Source organism: Nocardia otitidiscaviarum NBRC 14405 (genome assembly GCF_000308635.1).
GTDB classification, from domain to species: domain Bacteria; phylum Actinomycetota; class Actinomycetes; order Mycobacteriales; family Mycobacteriaceae; genus Nocardia; species Nocardia otitidiscaviarum.
In genome coordinates, this window is record NZ_BAGD01000104.1 from 40254 (window position 1) to 53401 (window position 13148).

The 13148-nt window shown below is 69.3% G+C and carries 12 protein-coding genes; 2 read left to right on the forward strand and 10 right to left on the reverse strand.

Annotated features, from left to right (window positions below; translation table 11 throughout):
- Positions 1–96: 96 nt before the first annotated feature.
- Genes ON31_RS23385 through ON31_RS23395 form a run of 3 tightly spaced genes read right to left on the reverse strand, consistent with a single transcriptional unit; the run spans position 97 to position 3400 of the window.
- Positions 97–1011: an alpha/beta hydrolase gene (locus tag ON31_RS23385; RefSeq protein ID WP_039816901.1), complete on the reverse strand. Its 915-nt coding sequence runs from the start codon at positions 1009–1011 to the stop codon at positions 97–99.
- 8 nt (positions 1012–1019) lie between these two features.
- Positions 1020–1850: an SDR family NAD(P)-dependent oxidoreductase gene (locus ON31_RS23390; RefSeq protein WP_029931494.1), complete on the reverse strand. Its 831-nt coding sequence runs from the start codon at positions 1848–1850 to the stop codon at positions 1020–1022.
- Positions 1851–1879: 29 nt separating this feature from the next.
- The gene (locus ON31_RS23395; RefSeq protein ID WP_039816864.1) at positions 1880–3400 is read right to left on the reverse strand and encodes a flavin-containing monooxygenase; all 1521 of its coding nucleotides are present in this window, start codon (positions 3398–3400) and stop codon (positions 1880–1882) included.
- Positions 3401–3469: 69 nt separating this feature from the next.
- On the opposite strand from ON31_RS23395, the gene ON31_RS23400 reads away from it, so the two are divergent.
- Complete coding sequence (locus ON31_RS23400) at positions 3470–4105, forward strand: TetR/AcrR family transcriptional regulator (protein WP_051037658.1); 636 nt, start codon at positions 3470–3472, stop codon at positions 4103–4105.
- 111 nt (positions 4106–4216) lie between these two features.
- On the opposite strand, the gene ON31_RS23405 is transcribed toward ON31_RS23400, so the two are convergent.
- The 5 genes from ON31_RS23405 to ON31_RS23425 form a co-directional block, all read right to left on the reverse strand.
- Complete coding sequence (locus ON31_RS23405; protein ID WP_039816903.1) at positions 4217–4639, reverse strand: CBS domain-containing protein; 423 nt, start codon at positions 4637–4639, stop codon at positions 4217–4219.
- Between the two features lie 89 nt (positions 4640–4728).
- Positions 4729–5421: an ABC transporter permease gene (locus ON31_RS23410; RefSeq protein ID WP_029931490.1), complete on the reverse strand. Its 693-nt coding sequence runs from the start codon at positions 5419–5421 to the stop codon at positions 4729–4731.
- On the reverse strand, positions 5418–6155 hold the full coding sequence (locus ON31_RS23415) for an ABC transporter permease (RefSeq protein ID WP_051037651.1): 738 nt from the start codon (positions 6153–6155) through the stop codon (positions 5418–5420). The genes ON31_RS23410 and ON31_RS23415 overlap by 4 nt, the downstream gene beginning before the upstream one ends.
- A gap of 252 nt (positions 6156–6407) precedes the next feature.
- A complete protein-coding gene (locus ON31_RS23420) occupies positions 6408–7571 on the reverse strand; it encodes an ABC transporter ATP-binding protein (RefSeq protein ID WP_039816867.1) in 1164 nt (387 codons plus the stop codon).
- Positions 7572–7581: 10 nt separating this feature from the next.
- The gene (locus ON31_RS23425; RefSeq protein ID WP_051037659.1) at positions 7582–8475 is read right to left on the reverse strand and encodes an ABC transporter substrate-binding protein; all 894 of its coding nucleotides are present in this window, start codon (positions 8473–8475) and stop codon (positions 7582–7584) included.
- Positions 8476–8749: 274 nt separating this feature from the next.
- Between ON31_RS23425 and ON31_RS23430 the strand changes: the two genes are divergently transcribed.
- On the forward strand, positions 8750–9685 hold the full coding sequence (locus tag ON31_RS23430; RefSeq protein ID WP_051037652.1) for a glycine betaine ABC transporter substrate-binding protein: 936 nt from the start codon (positions 8750–8752) through the stop codon (positions 9683–9685).
- 181 nt (positions 9686–9866) lie between these two features.
- Here the strand turns inward: ON31_RS23430 and ON31_RS23435 are convergent, their stop codons facing one another.
- Entirely contained in the window at positions 9867–11084 is a 1218-nt protein-coding gene (locus tag ON31_RS23435) for an NAD(P)-dependent malic enzyme (RefSeq protein WP_081592681.1), read from the reverse strand.
- Positions 11085–11527: 443 nt separating this feature from the next.
- A complete protein-coding gene (locus tag ON31_RS23440; RefSeq protein ID WP_039816868.1) occupies positions 11528–13084 on the reverse strand; it encodes an FAD-dependent oxidoreductase in 1557 nt (518 codons plus the stop codon).
- Positions 13085–13148 lie beyond the last annotated feature (64 nt).

Sequence of the window (13148 nt, forward strand, 5' to 3'; positions counted from 1 at the left end):
CAGTAATTTACGCCACGCTTCGGCGCAGCGCCCGGCGGGACCGGCGGAACACGTTCCGCGGTAGGCCGCCGGGCCGGGGTCACAAGCGCTCGGACACTAGCCTATGGACCGTGTTTGAGCAGGTCGCAGGGCCTGCCGCAGGAATACCGCGAGCTCGCGGGTCACCTGCGCGGCGGCTTCTACCAGAGTTGCCTGCGCTTGGGAGACGTGCCAGAGCCCACGGCTCTCGCTGAAGTCGACCGTAACACCGGAAGATTCCAGTTTCGTGACCAACCGCAGGCACTGACCGTGCAGCAGTTCGTCCACGTCGGCCTGCACATAGGTGGGCGGCAGGCCGTGCAGTTCGGCGAGCAGCGGCGCGTAGCCGGGGTCGAGCCCGTCACCGTCCCCCAGGTAGGCGTCGGCGCAGGCACGCGACCACGGCTTGGTGAGCACGAGATCGCTGGAGCGCTCCGGGATCTCGTTGGGATCGGTCCACGGCGCGATCAGTCCGAGCGCGGCCGGGGTGAATCCGTGCCGGTCCCGCAACCGCAGCGCCAAAGCCATCGACAGTCCACCACCAGCCGAATCACCGGCCACCGCAATGCGTTCCGGGCGGTAGCCGGTGGCGACCAGATCGAGGAAGGCGGCTTCGGCGTCGTCGAGCGCGGCCGGGAACGGATGTTCGGGCGCGAGCCGGTAGTCCGGCACGTGCACCCGGCAGCCGATCTCCCGGGCCAGCACCGCGGCCAGGGCGCGGTGCGTCACCGGGGAACCGACCGTGTAACCGCCGCCGTGCAGGTACAGCACCGTGATGGCATCGGAAACCGGTCCAGCGGTGAGCCTTTCGGCGGGCCGCTCGCCCAGGCGGATGCGTTCCACCCGGGTGCCGCGCGGCAGCAGCTGCCCGGCCGCACCGGCGTCCATGAGCCGACGCTGCACGGTGAACGGCAGTCGGGCGTTGAGCATGACACGGAACAGCGGACGGAGTACCGCGCGGGCGACGGGCAGCGGCAGCGAGATCTCGGGCATGATCACTTTCAGGGCAGAGCGCGCTTCTGCACGACGGCGGCGATGCGCTGGTAGTACGAGGCGGTGGTGCGCACGAACAGGTCCAGAACCTTTGCCTCCCAACCGATCAGCACGCGGCCGTGGCCCTTGCCGACGCCGTTGAGAATGGTTTCGGCGGCCATCTCGGGGGTGTGCATGGCCAGCTTGCTGTCGAAGAGGGCGGCCAGATTCTTCTGATCCAGGCCCTCGGCGACGGTGGCGTTGCGGGCCACGGCGGTCTTGATGCCGCCGGGGTGCACACAGGTCACCTTGACCGGGTCACCGCTCATGAGCATTTCCTGCCGCAGCGCCTCGGTGAATCCGCGCACCGCGAACTTGGCGGCGTTGTAGGCACTCTGGCCGGGTACCGCGATCAGCCCGAAGAGGCTGGACACGTTCACCACGTGGCCCGCGCCGGATTCGATCAGATACGGCAGAAAAGCCTTGGTGCCGTTGACGACTCCCCAGAAGTCGACGTCCATGATGCGCTCGATGTCCTTGAACTGCGTCGCGATCACGTCGCCGTGGTGGGCGATACCGGCATTGTTGTAGATCTGGTTGACCTTGCCGAAATGCTCCTTGACCTGGTCGGCGTAGAGCAGCACGGCCTCGCGCTCGGCCACATTGAGCCGGTCCGACTTGATCTGCACGCCGAACTTCTCACAGCGGCGCACGGTTTCGGCCAAGCCCTCGGTATCGATATCGGAGAGCGCGAGTTTCGCGCCGCGCCGGGCCAGCGCCTCGGCGAGGGCGCGACCGATGCCGGATCCGGCGCCGGTGATCACGCAGACCTTGTCCTGGAAGTAAGCGTCGTTGCTCACGGTCACTCTTTCGGTTGGGGTGGACGGTTTCAGGATGCCTTGGCGACGGCGGCGGTCGTGGTGTCGTACGCCGCCACGTCGAACTTCTCGAGCAGACTACGGAACCGGAAGGTGAAGTCAGGCCACAGCGTGGTGTTGTTGCCGTGCTTGTCGAGATACCAGCTGGCGCAGCCGCCGGTGCTCCACACGGAGCCGACCAGCTTCTTCTGCAATTCGGCGTTGAAGGCGTCCTGCACGTCCTGGCGCACCTCCACGGTGCGCAGCCCCTGCTTGTCGATGGTGGCGACCGCGTCGGCGATGTAGTTGATCTGCGATTCGATCATGTACACCATCGAGGTGTGCCCCAGGCCCACGTTCGGGCCCAGCAGGAAGAACATATTCGGGTAGTTGTGGATGGTCGAGCCCTTGTAGCCCTGCTGGCCGGTGGCGTCGAAGACCTCGGCGAGGGTGCGGCCGTCACGACCGGCGATGGTCTCGAACACCGGGGAGTCGGTGACGTGGAAGCCGGTGGCGACCACGATGGCGTCGACCTCGCGCACCGTGCCGTCCTTGGTGACGATGGAGTTGCCGGTGATCTCCTTGATGCCGTCGGTGACCACGTCCACATTGTCGCGCGAGAGCGCCGGGTAGTAGTCGTTGGAGATCAGCATGCGCTTGCAGCCGATGCGGAAGTTCGGGGTTACCTTGCGGCGCAGTTCCGGATCGCGCACCTCGGCGAACAGCTTGGCGCGGGCGATGGTCTCCAGGATGCGCATGGCGGGCGGGAATTTCGCCAGGCCCACCACCTGGGTTTCGCGGGCGGCGTAGATGGCGGCGCGGGAGAGCGCCTGCACGCCCGGAATGTACTTGAACGCCAGCTTTTCCGGGGCCAGGTAGGGCCGGTCCATGCGCGGCAGCAGCCACGGCGCGGTGCGCTGGTACACGTCCAGGTGTGCGACCTGCTTCGCGATATTCGGCACGATCTGGATCGCGGAGGCGCCGGTGCCGATCACGGCGACCCGCTTGCCGGTGAGGTCGGCGTCGTGGTCCCAGCGCGCGGAGTGGAAGATCTCGCCCTGGAACTCGTTGATGCCCTTGATATCCGGCAGGTTGGGCTCGCACAGCGCGCCCACGGCGGAGATCAGGATGTCGGCGGTGAACGCGCCCTGGCTGGTCTGGATCTCCCAGCGCGCGGCGGCGTCGTTCCACTGCGCACCGGTCATCTCGCAGCCGAAGATGTGGCGGTCGCGTACCCCGTACTTGTCGGCGACGCCCTGGATGTAGCGCTGGATCTCCGGCTGCCTGGAGAACGAGCGGCTCCAGTCCGGGTTGAGCGCGAAGGAGTACGAATACAGCTGGGAGGGCACATCGCAGGCCGCGCCCGGGTAGGTGTTGTCGCGCCAGGTGCCGCCGACATCGTGCCCGCGCTCCAGCACGAGGTAATCGTTGTGCCCCTGCTGGCTCAGGCGGATCGCCATGCCCAGACCGGAAAACCCGCTGCCCACGATGATGATGCGGGAGTGACGGGCAGGCCGGTTGCCGACAGCTTTGTCTGTAACCTTGCGACTCATATAAGCGAGCGTAAGGTCTTATTGAGCAGGAGTCAACAGTATTGACTCACGTTCAGTAGTATCGGTGTGGTGAGTAGGGAACGCAGCCGGGACCAGACCGTATCCAAGCGTGTGCGCCTGAGCCCGGAGGAACGCCGCCGACAGCTCATCACGCTGGGCGTGGAGATGCTGCGCGGACGCGCGCTCGAAGACGTCTCCATCGGCGAGATCGCGGCCCAGGCCGGCATCTCCCGGGGCCTGCTGTTCCACTATTTCCCGTCCAAACAGGACTTCCACCTGGCGATCGTCCAGTACGCCAATGCCGAACTCCTGGAGAAGACCGCACCCGACCGCACCCTGCCGCTCTACGACATGCTGCGCGACGCGATCGAACGCTATGTCGACTACGTCAGCGAGAACCGCACCTCCTATCTGGCCCTGCTGCGCGGCCCGGCCAGCGCCAGCCCCGAACTGGTCGCCCTGGTCACCCAGACCCGTCTGGCCCTCGTCGACCGCATCCTCACCGAATCCCCGATCGCCGTCGACGATCCGGACCGCCCCCGCCTGCGCCTGGCCGTGCGCGGCTGGATCGCCTTCGTGGAGGAGACCACCCTCACCTGGCTGCGCGAGGAACCCATCCCCCGCGAGACGCTGGTCGACATGCTCGTCGACTCGCTCCCGGCCCTGGCACTGAATCCAGTGCTCGCGGCGGCACTGCGCGCCTGAGAGACCCGCCGGACGCCGGTGTCTCGACGCGGCGAGTTGGTCGGAACCCGGCGGCGCGAACGGCCCGCGCGGCATCATCCGCGTCCGGGCCGTCGCACCCGGCGGGCGTTCTCAGTGCGGTACCGAGACGGCCTCCACGAAGTGGGCGAGCTGCTCGTCGCTTACATTGCGGGCCAGATCGGATTCGCAGATCATGCCGACCAGGCGTTTGCCGTTGCGGGTGTCGATGACCGGGAGGCGCTTGATCTGCGCCTGTTCCATCATCTCGAGCACTTCGGAGACATCGGTGTCGGCCGATACCCACCGCGGGGTGCCCTGCGCCAGATCGCCCGCCCGCACCCGGCTCGGGTCGTGGCCCTCGGCGATGCAGCGCACCACGATGTCGCGGTCGGTGAGCATCCCGATGAGGCGGTCGTCATTGCAGATGGGCAGGGCGCCGACGTCCATATTGCGCATCAGCTGCGCGGCCCTGTCCAGGGTTTCGTCGGCGGGGACGCAGGTGGCGTCCCGGTGCATGATGTCGCGTGCCTTCATGGCCTTCACAACAATCCTCCTGAGGGTGGGGTGAGTGAATCCGGCACTACTTCGGGCCGAATCCATCGTGACCCACCTCACAGCAGGGGTCAATGGTTGGATTTGCGGGCCGATAGCGGACGCATACCGCCGACGCCCGGCGCCGAGGCCCGCACGGCCAGTGCGAGCAGGCCGTCCAGCGCCAGGGCGAGGGCGGCGACCAGGATCGCGCCCACCAGCACCCGGTCGTATTTGTAGAGGCCGATACCGTCGAAGATGTAGCGACCGAGCCCACCCAGATTGACGTAGGCCGCGATGGTGGCGGTGGCGACCACCTGGAGGGTGGCCGCGCGCAGCCCGGTCAGCAGGATGGGCAGCGCATTGGGGAATTCCACGCGCAGCAGGATCTGGTACTCGCGCATCCCCATGGCGCGGGAGGCGTCCACGACCAGCGGGTCCACATTGGCCACCCCCGCGTAGGCCCCGGCCAGCAGCGGCGGAATGCCCACCGTGATCAGCGCCAGCAGGGGCGGAACCAGACCCAGCCCCATCAGCAGCACCAGGAAGGTGAGCAGACCGAGGGTGGGCAGGGCGCGCATGGCGTTGGCGAAGCCGACGATGAACGCCGAGCCGCGCCGGGTGTGGCCGATGACCATGCCCAGCGGCACGGCCAGCGCCGCGGACAGCGCGACCGCCAGGAAGCTGTACCAGAGATGCTCGCGCAACCGGGCGGCGATACCGGCGGGCCCGGACCAGTTGCCGGCCGTGCTGAGGTATTCCCAGGCCTGCACGAAAAGGTTCATGCCGCACTACCTTTCGGAGCAGCCGCACCGCCGGTCGGGGCCGCCGGACCCTTCGCCGGATCGATCGCGCCGCGCAGCCGCCGCCGGGTGCCGGGCGTGCGGCCGGTGCGCAGCCACGGCGTGGCCAACCGGCCCAGCAGGTAGAGCAGGCGGTCGATCACCAGTGCCAACACCAGCACGACGATGATGCCCGCGATGATCTCGTCCGGATAGTCGCGCTGATATCCCTGGGTGAACAGTTTGCCGAGACCGCCGACGCCGATGAGCGCGCCCACGGTGACCATGGAGATATTGGTGACCGCCACCACCCGCAGATTCGCTACGAAAACCGGGAAGGCCAGCGGGAATTCGACGGTGAGCACGCGGCGCAGGCGGGCGTAGCCGATGGCGTCGGCGGCGTCGAGCACCGCCGCGGGCACCGAATCCAGCGCCGTGGGCACCGCGACCACCAGCAATGCCACCGAGTAGATGGTCAACGCGATGATCACGTTCAGCGGGTCGATGGTCGAAATGCCCAGCAGCGGCGGCAGAATCACGAACAGCGCCAGCGACGGAATGGTGTACGCGATTCCGGCGGCGGTGACGGTGATCCGGCGCAGCCACGGAACCCGGTGCGCCACCGCGCCCGCCGGAATGGCGATCAGCAGCCCGAGCAGCAACGGCACCAGCGCCAGCACCAGATGGGTGCGGGTGTATCCGGCGATCTCGCCGAAATTGTCGATGAGGTACCTCATCGCGCGCCGCTCCCCCGACGCGAGCCGCCTACGGGCGAACCCCACGCAGCACCGGCGGAATGCGGCCTGGTCGGCGAGGCGACGGACAGCCGGGTCACGGCGGCGGGCGGCCGAGTCGCGGCGGCGGTGAGCGGCCCAGTCGCCACAGCGGCGGGCAGCCGGGTCACCACGGTGGTGGTCCGCCGACTCGCCGCGGTGGCGGGCGGCCACGCCGCTACGGTGGTTGCCGGGCGGGTCGGCACGGTGCGCATTTCACGCCTCCCTGTCGACGGTCGGTGCTTCCTGGAAGTAGTGCTTGTTGCGGTCGGTGTCCTCGCCGGAGCGTTGGCGGGCCAGTGCCTCGAGCACGTCGCCGGCGTCGATGCCGCCGCGCACCGCGCCGGTATCGTCCACGGCCACCCCGATTCCCGACGGCGAGGAGACCGCGGCGTCCAGTGCGAGCCGCAGGTCGCCGTTCGGCGGGAACAGGGAGCCGCCCGCGGACATGCAGTCGCGCAGCGGATTTCCGGCGCGGAAGGCTTCCACGCCGGTGACGTCGATCCAGCCGAGCGGCTTGCGTTCGGAGTCCACCACCAGCACCCAGTCACCGAGCAGCAGCCGCTGCCCGCTGATCTCGTCCTCGGTCGCGGTGGCGACGCCCAGGATCGGCACCGTGTCGGCGGAGCGGAACGACAGCGCCCGGTAACCCCGGTCGCGGCCGACGAATTCGGCGACGAAGTCGTTGGCGGGCTGGGCCAGCACATGGTCGGGGGTGTCGTACTGCTGGAGCACGCCGCCCGGCCCGAAGACCGCGATGCGTTCGCCCAGGGTGACCGCTTCGTCGATATCGTGGGTGACGAACACGATGGTCTTGTGCAGTTCGGCTTGCAGCCGCAGCATTTCGGTCTGGAGTTCGGCGCGCACCACCGGATCCACGGCGCTGAACGGCTCGTCCATGAGCAGGATGGGCGGATCGGCGGCCAGCGCCCGCGCCACCCCGACGCGCTGTTGCTGACCGCCCGACAGCTGGGACGGATAGCGTAGCGCCAGACCGCGGTCCAAGCCGACGCGGTCCAGCACCTCCAACGCCGCCGTGCGCGCCTGCTTGCGCCGCACCCCCTGGAGCACCGGCACCGTGGCCACGTTGTCCAGGACGGTGCGGTGCGGCAGCAGACCCGCACTCTGGATGACGTAGCCGATACCGAGCCGCAGCTTCACCGGGTCGATCGCCGAAATATCCTGTCCGGCAACGGTGATCGTCCCCGAGGTGGGGGCGATCATGCGATTGATCATGCGCATCGAGGTGGTCTTCCCGCAGCCGGACGGGCCGACGAAGACGGTGAAGGAACCGGATTCGATGCGCAGGTCCAGATCGTGTACGGCGGTGGTGCCGTCCGGATAGGTCTTGGTGACGCCGCGGAACTCGATATCGGACACGTGGCCCTCCCTATGCGATCGGCTTGTCGAGCCCCTGCGCCCGCACCCAGTCCGCCGCCGCGGCGGCCGGTTCGGTCTTGCTCGCGCCGGAGACCGCGGTATTGAGCGAAATCAGTTCCGCCGTGGTGAGTTTCGCCGACACGGCGTTGAGGACGGACACCAGCTTGTCGCTCTTCTTGGCGGCGTTGAACAGCGGCACCACGTTCTGGGCGGCGAAGTTGTTCTTCGGATCGGCCAGCACCACGAGGTCGTTCTCCGCGATGGCGGGTGAGGTGGTGAAGATGTCGGCGGCCGTCACCTGCCCTTCGACGAGTGCGCGCACGGTGGCCGGACCGCCGCCGTCGGCGATCGGCACGAAGTTGCCCGGCGCGATGTCGAGGTCGTAGTTCTTCTTCAGCCCCGGCAGACCGCCCGGCCGCTCCTGGAATTCCGCGGGCGCGGCGAACGTGACCTCGGCCGAGTGCGGGGCCAGATCGCCGATGGTCCGCAGGTTCCAGCGGTCGGCGGTGGCGCGGGTGACCACCACGGCGTCGGAGTCCTGGGCGGGAGCCGGGTCGGCGATGGCGAGCTGATCGCCGAGCGCGGCGGTGAGCGCGGCGTTCACCTCGTCGGCGGAGGTGGCGGTCGCCGCCGAGTCCAGGTACTGGAGCAGGTTGCCGGTGTAATCGGGCACCAGGCCGATCGAGCAGCTGCGCAGCGCCGGGACGTACGCCTCGCGGCTGCCGATATTGAGTTTGGTGTCGACGCTGAAACCGTTGGCGCGCAATGCTTCCGCATAGATGTTGGCGACAGTCTCGGATTCCGGGAAGTTGGCCGAGCCGACGGTGACCTGGTTCTCGTCGGTGCTGCAGCTGCCGCCGCCGCTCGAGAGCGGGTCGGAGTCGCCGCACGCCGTGAGCGCCATGGCGGCCGCGAGCGCGACAGCCGCGGCGATCACCCGGGCAACGGTGAAAGCGGGGCGTAGTCCGCGGCGGCCACGCGTGGTGATCGGGGATTTCACAACTGTCCTTCCGACATCCCAGCGGATCGACAGCGGCCACGGGATGGGAGGACCGGACCGCTCATGGGTGTCCATATTGCCTGGCTCGCCGAGTTGTCGCTGACTTCTCCTGGGCGTTTCGCGCAATCGAGTGTGCCGCTGTCCACCGCCCGCACCCCCGCCAGGCAGACTGTCGCACATGTTCGGCGCAACGATTCGCTTCGGGCGGAATGGTTTCGGTCGGCTGCTCGGTATGGCACTGGTGGTGGTGTCGGCGGCGGCCATGGTGTCCTGTGCCCGCGACGACGATCCGGCCATCGTGGTGGGTGCGGGTGATTCCGCGCAGGCGCGGGTGGTCGCCGAGATCTACGCGGGCGCGCTGGCCCGCACCGGAGCCCGCACCGCCGTCGCGGCCGACCTCGGCACCCGCGCCGACTACCTCGCCGCCCTCGACGCCGCCACCATCGCGGTGACCGGCGACGACACCGGCGATCTGCTGCGCGCCCTGCACGCCGACGCCACCGCGACCGCCCCCGCGAAGGTGCTCGCGGCCGTCTACGCGGCGCTGCCCGAGGGCATCGTGGTCTCCGACCCCGCCGACGGCACCGATCTGCGCATCACGCTCACCACCCGCGCCGCCGAGAACCTCCCCGCCACACTGCCGGACCTGGCTCCCCGCTGCGCCGAGCTGCGGGTGGGCATCACCACCGGCACACCCACCGATCCGCTGCGCCCCGCCCTCGACCCCGCGCGGGACGTGCGGGACCCGCTGCGAAACACCTACGGCTGCAACATCACTCAGATCACCGCGTACCCCGACGATATCGCGACCCGAAACGCCCTGCTCAACGGCGAGGTCCAGGCGGCCGTCCTGTCCGTCCCCCCGCCGTTGCTGCCCGGCCCCACCCCGGAAGACCTCACCACCATCGCGGACCCCGACTACGCCTTCCGCGCCCAACAGGTCCTCCCCGTCATCCGCAAGGGCGCACTCACCGGCGACCAGACCCGCAAACTGAACTACGTGGCGGGCGAACTCACCACCGCCGACCTCGCCGCCATGGTCCGCGACGTCCGCGACCACAACGCCTCCCCCGCCGACCTGGCCCGCTCCTGGCTCGACGCCCACGCCCTGTAGCGGGACGTCGGTCGCACACGCGCCCGCCGCCGCAGCGGGGACCACCGACGCGCCACGCCCGACGGGATCGCACGTTCCGACGGAACCGCACGTCCGGGGACAGCCCGGCGCTAGCCCGACGCACGCGACGGGGGTCCGGCTCCGATGGAGCCGGACCCCCGTCCCGGTGACGTCTCCCGAGCTACGCGACGCCCTCGGCGCGGGCGGTGGCGGCCACGGCCTCGGCGACGGCCGGGGCCACGCGGGGGTCGAGGGGGCTGGGGATGATCTTGTCGGCGGAGAGCTCGTCGGCGACGACGCCGAAGATGGCGTCGGCGGCGGCGACCTTCATGCCCTCGGTGATGCGGCGCGCGCCCGCGTCCAACGCGCCCTTGAAGACGCCGGGGAAGGCGAGCACATTGTTGATCTGGTTCGGGAAGTCGCTGCGCCCGGTCGCCACGATGGCGGCGTACTTGGCGGCCACCTCCGGGTGGATCTCCGGGTTCGGGTTGGACATGGCGAAGACGATGGACTCCGGCGCCATGGCGGCGATGAGCTCCTCGGCGACGGTGCCCGCCGACAGCCCCAGGAACACGTCCGCACCGGCGAGCGCCTCGGCCGGGCCGCCGGTGATATGGCGCGGGTTGGTGCGCTGGGCCAGTTCGGCCTTGACGTCGTTGAGGTCGGTGCGGTCCTGGCTCACCACGCCCTTGGAGTCGAGCACGATGATATCGGAGACACCGGCGGCCAGCAGGATGTTCGTGCAGGCCACACCGGCGGCGCCGGCGCCGGAGACCACGACCTTCATGGCGGACATATCGCGCTGCTGGAGCGCGGCCGCGCCCTTCAGGGCGGCCAGCACCACGATGGCGGTGCCGTGCTGGTCGTCGTGCATGACCGGGCAGTCCAGCGCCTCGATGACGCGCTTCTCGATCTCGAAGCAGCGGGGGGCGGAGATGTCCTCCAGGTTCACCGCGCCGAAGCTCGGGCGCAGGCGGATGAGGGTCTCCACGATGGCGTCCGGATCCTTGGTGTCGAGCACCAGCGGGATGGAGTCGAGACCTGCGAACTTCTTGAACAGCGCCGCCTTGCCCTCCATGACGGGCAGCGAGGCGCGTGCGCCGATATCGCCCAGGCCCAGCACGGCGGTGCCGTCGGAGACCACCACGACCAGGCGCTCGGCCCAGGTGTAGGTCTTGGCCAGGGATTCGTCCTCGGCGATGCCGAGGCACACCTTCGCCACTCCGGGGGTGTAGGCGATGGACAGGTCGCGCTGGGTCTCGAGCGGTGCGGTGAGTTCGACCGACAGCTTGCCACCGAGGTGACCCGCGTAGATTTCTTCCGTGGTGATGTCGGCCAGGTTCGCCGCATTGGTCGACGGGGTCGCGGTGGCGTTCACTGCTTCAGTCACGGGTGACACGATTTCACTCCTGCTCGATGCGGACTCAACCGTTTGACGGTTACCGTTCGGTAATAGGTATTAATGGTTTTCGGGGGCTCTGAGGTGCGCTGACCACGCCGTCGAAACGCACTGTGCCACTGTCGTCGGTCGACGTGACATAGGCAAGGGTCCGACGGTTTGGAAAGAGCGTGTCGCTGCACAGATCGTCGAGCGAGAAAACCGGACGGGTGTGTCCGGGCATGGTGCCGGGGTGATCGTGATCACCGGATCTCCCGACCGGCTGGGGTGACAGCGGACGGGGATCGTCATATCTTGCCAGCAGCCGCGACGACGTGCCAAATCGGGCCTACGGTCCGTCTCGCTCATTCACCATTTTCAGAGCGTAGTGGACGGTAATTAACCGGAGGTAAGGGAGAACTCGCACGACCGCGTCACGATTCGGTGAGACATCACAATGCGGTCTACTCGGCTGCGGTGAGTTCCCCCACGGCCGTATTCGCCGCCGACCGGTCGGAACGGACCCACACCGAATCCAAGCCGCCCGACACCAGCCGCACCCGCCCCGCGCGGCTGCGGCCCGGATGGTCGGTGCGGCGATGCATGCCGCGGGTCTCGGTGCGCGCGAGCGCGCTGTACTTGGTCCAGCGCGCTACCGCCAGCAGCGCCGCCGCCTGCCGGGCGCGCAACCGGTCCGCCCCGCCGCCGCCCAGATCGAACCGCACGCCCGGCCACACGCCGTCCAGTTCGCCGATGCTGTCACGCAGGCTGCCCTCGCTGCGCCAGTACGAACGCCGCAGCGGCAGGGTGTGCTCCTGCACCAGGCCGACCACCGCGCGCGGGTCGATGCCGGACCGCGCGCCCAGTCCGGCTCCGGGCACCGCGCGCGTCTTGCCGATCTTGCGCCGCTCCCGCGCGAACCGGGCCGCGGCGGCGCCCGACCACACCCCGGAGGAGATCGCCCAGGCCCCGTTCTGCCCGCCGAAGCCGCTCACCGCACCCGTGATCGGCTCCCGTGTGGTCACATCGCCCGCGCCGAAGAGGCCCGGCAGGTTGGTACCGCAGTCGGGTCCGGTCAACCGCAGGCCGCCGGTACCGCGCACCGTCCCCTCCAGCACCGCCCGCAGCGGCACCCGCCCGGCCGCGTCCAGGCCGCCCGCGCGGATCAACTGGGTGCGCAGGGCGTCCGGCAGGTCGTCGGCCAGGGCGTAAACCCGTCGGCCGTCCGCGATGGCGGCGAACGCCTCGGCCCGGGAACCGAATTCGCGACCGCCGCCCGCCGACCGCTCGTCGTGCAGGGTCGCCAGGTACATGAGCAGATCCGGCGCGAACACCGCGGGCGCGCCCGCGACCCCGGTGGGCGCCAGGGCGTAGGCGCTGGAGAATTCCATCCCCGAGAGTTCGGCTCCCGCTTCGGCGGCCATGAGCAGTCCGTCGCCGGTGTCCACGTCGGTGCCCGCCCCGCCGGACAGGAAGGCGCAGCCGCCGGTGGCCACCACCACGGCGGCGGCCCGGGCGGTCCAGGTGCGGTGCCCCTTGGCCAGGGCGATCCCGGCGGCGCCGGAGACCAGGCCGTCGCGATCGGTGAGCAGTTGCAGGGCGGGATGCCGGTCGAGAATCCGCACCCCCGCGATCACCATGCTGCGCCGCATGCGGCCGAGGTATTTGGCCCCGTCGAGCACCACCCGGGTGGGTCCGGCCACCGGTTCGCCGTCGACCCGGAACCCGCGGCGCACCAATTGCTCCACGCGCCGGTGCGTCTCGTCGAGGACCCGGTACATCCACTCCGGATCACCCAGGCCCTTGCCACCCGCGAAGCCCTGTCGCACCGCCTCGTCGCGGGCCGGACCGGGCGGCAGATTCCAGAGTGAGACCGTGCCGCAGGCGGTGGGGCCGCTGGCTCCCGCGCGCGCCTTGTCGACCACGAGAACCCGAGCGCCGCGGGCGGCCGCCGCCAAGGCGGCCCAGCAGCCCGCCGGGCCACCGCCCAATACGAGCACATCGGCCTCGAACTCGGTCATATCGACAGATGTTCGACCACAGTTCAACCGGCCGCAACCGTTATCCGCGTTCCGATTTCCGCAC

Bases quoted from the DNA above. Each gene is read 5' to 3' on its own strand.
- ON31_RS23395 (WP_039816864.1), bottom strand. From the start codon at position 3,400: ATGAGTCGCAAGGTTACAGACAAAGCTGTCGGCAACCGGCCTGCCCGT.
- ON31_RS23415 (WP_051037651.1), bottom strand. From the start codon at position 6,155: ATGAGGTACCTCATCGACAATTTCGGCGAGATCGCCGGATACACCCGC.
- ON31_RS23385 (WP_039816901.1), bottom strand. From the start codon at position 1,011: ATGCCCGAGATCTCGCTGCCGCTGCCCGTCGCCCGCGCGGTACTCCGT.
- ON31_RS23425 (WP_051037659.1), bottom strand. From the start codon at position 8,475: ATGGCGCTCACGGCGTGCGGCGACTCCGACCCGCTCTCGAGCGGCGGC.
- ON31_RS23405 (WP_039816903.1), bottom strand. From the start codon at position 4,639: ATGAAGGCACGCGACATCATGCACCGGGACGCCACCTGCGTCCCCGCC.
- ON31_RS23430 (WP_051037652.1), top strand. From the start codon at position 8,750: ATGTTCGGCGCAACGATTCGCTTCGGGCGGAATGGTTTCGGTCGGCTG.
- ON31_RS23440 (WP_039816868.1), bottom strand. From the start codon at position 13,084: ATGACCGAGTTCGAGGCCGATGTGCTCGTATTGGGCGGTGGCCCGGCG.
- ON31_RS23410 (WP_029931490.1), bottom strand. From the start codon at position 5,421: ATGAACCTTTTCGTGCAGGCCTGGGAATACCTCAGCACGGCCGGCAAC.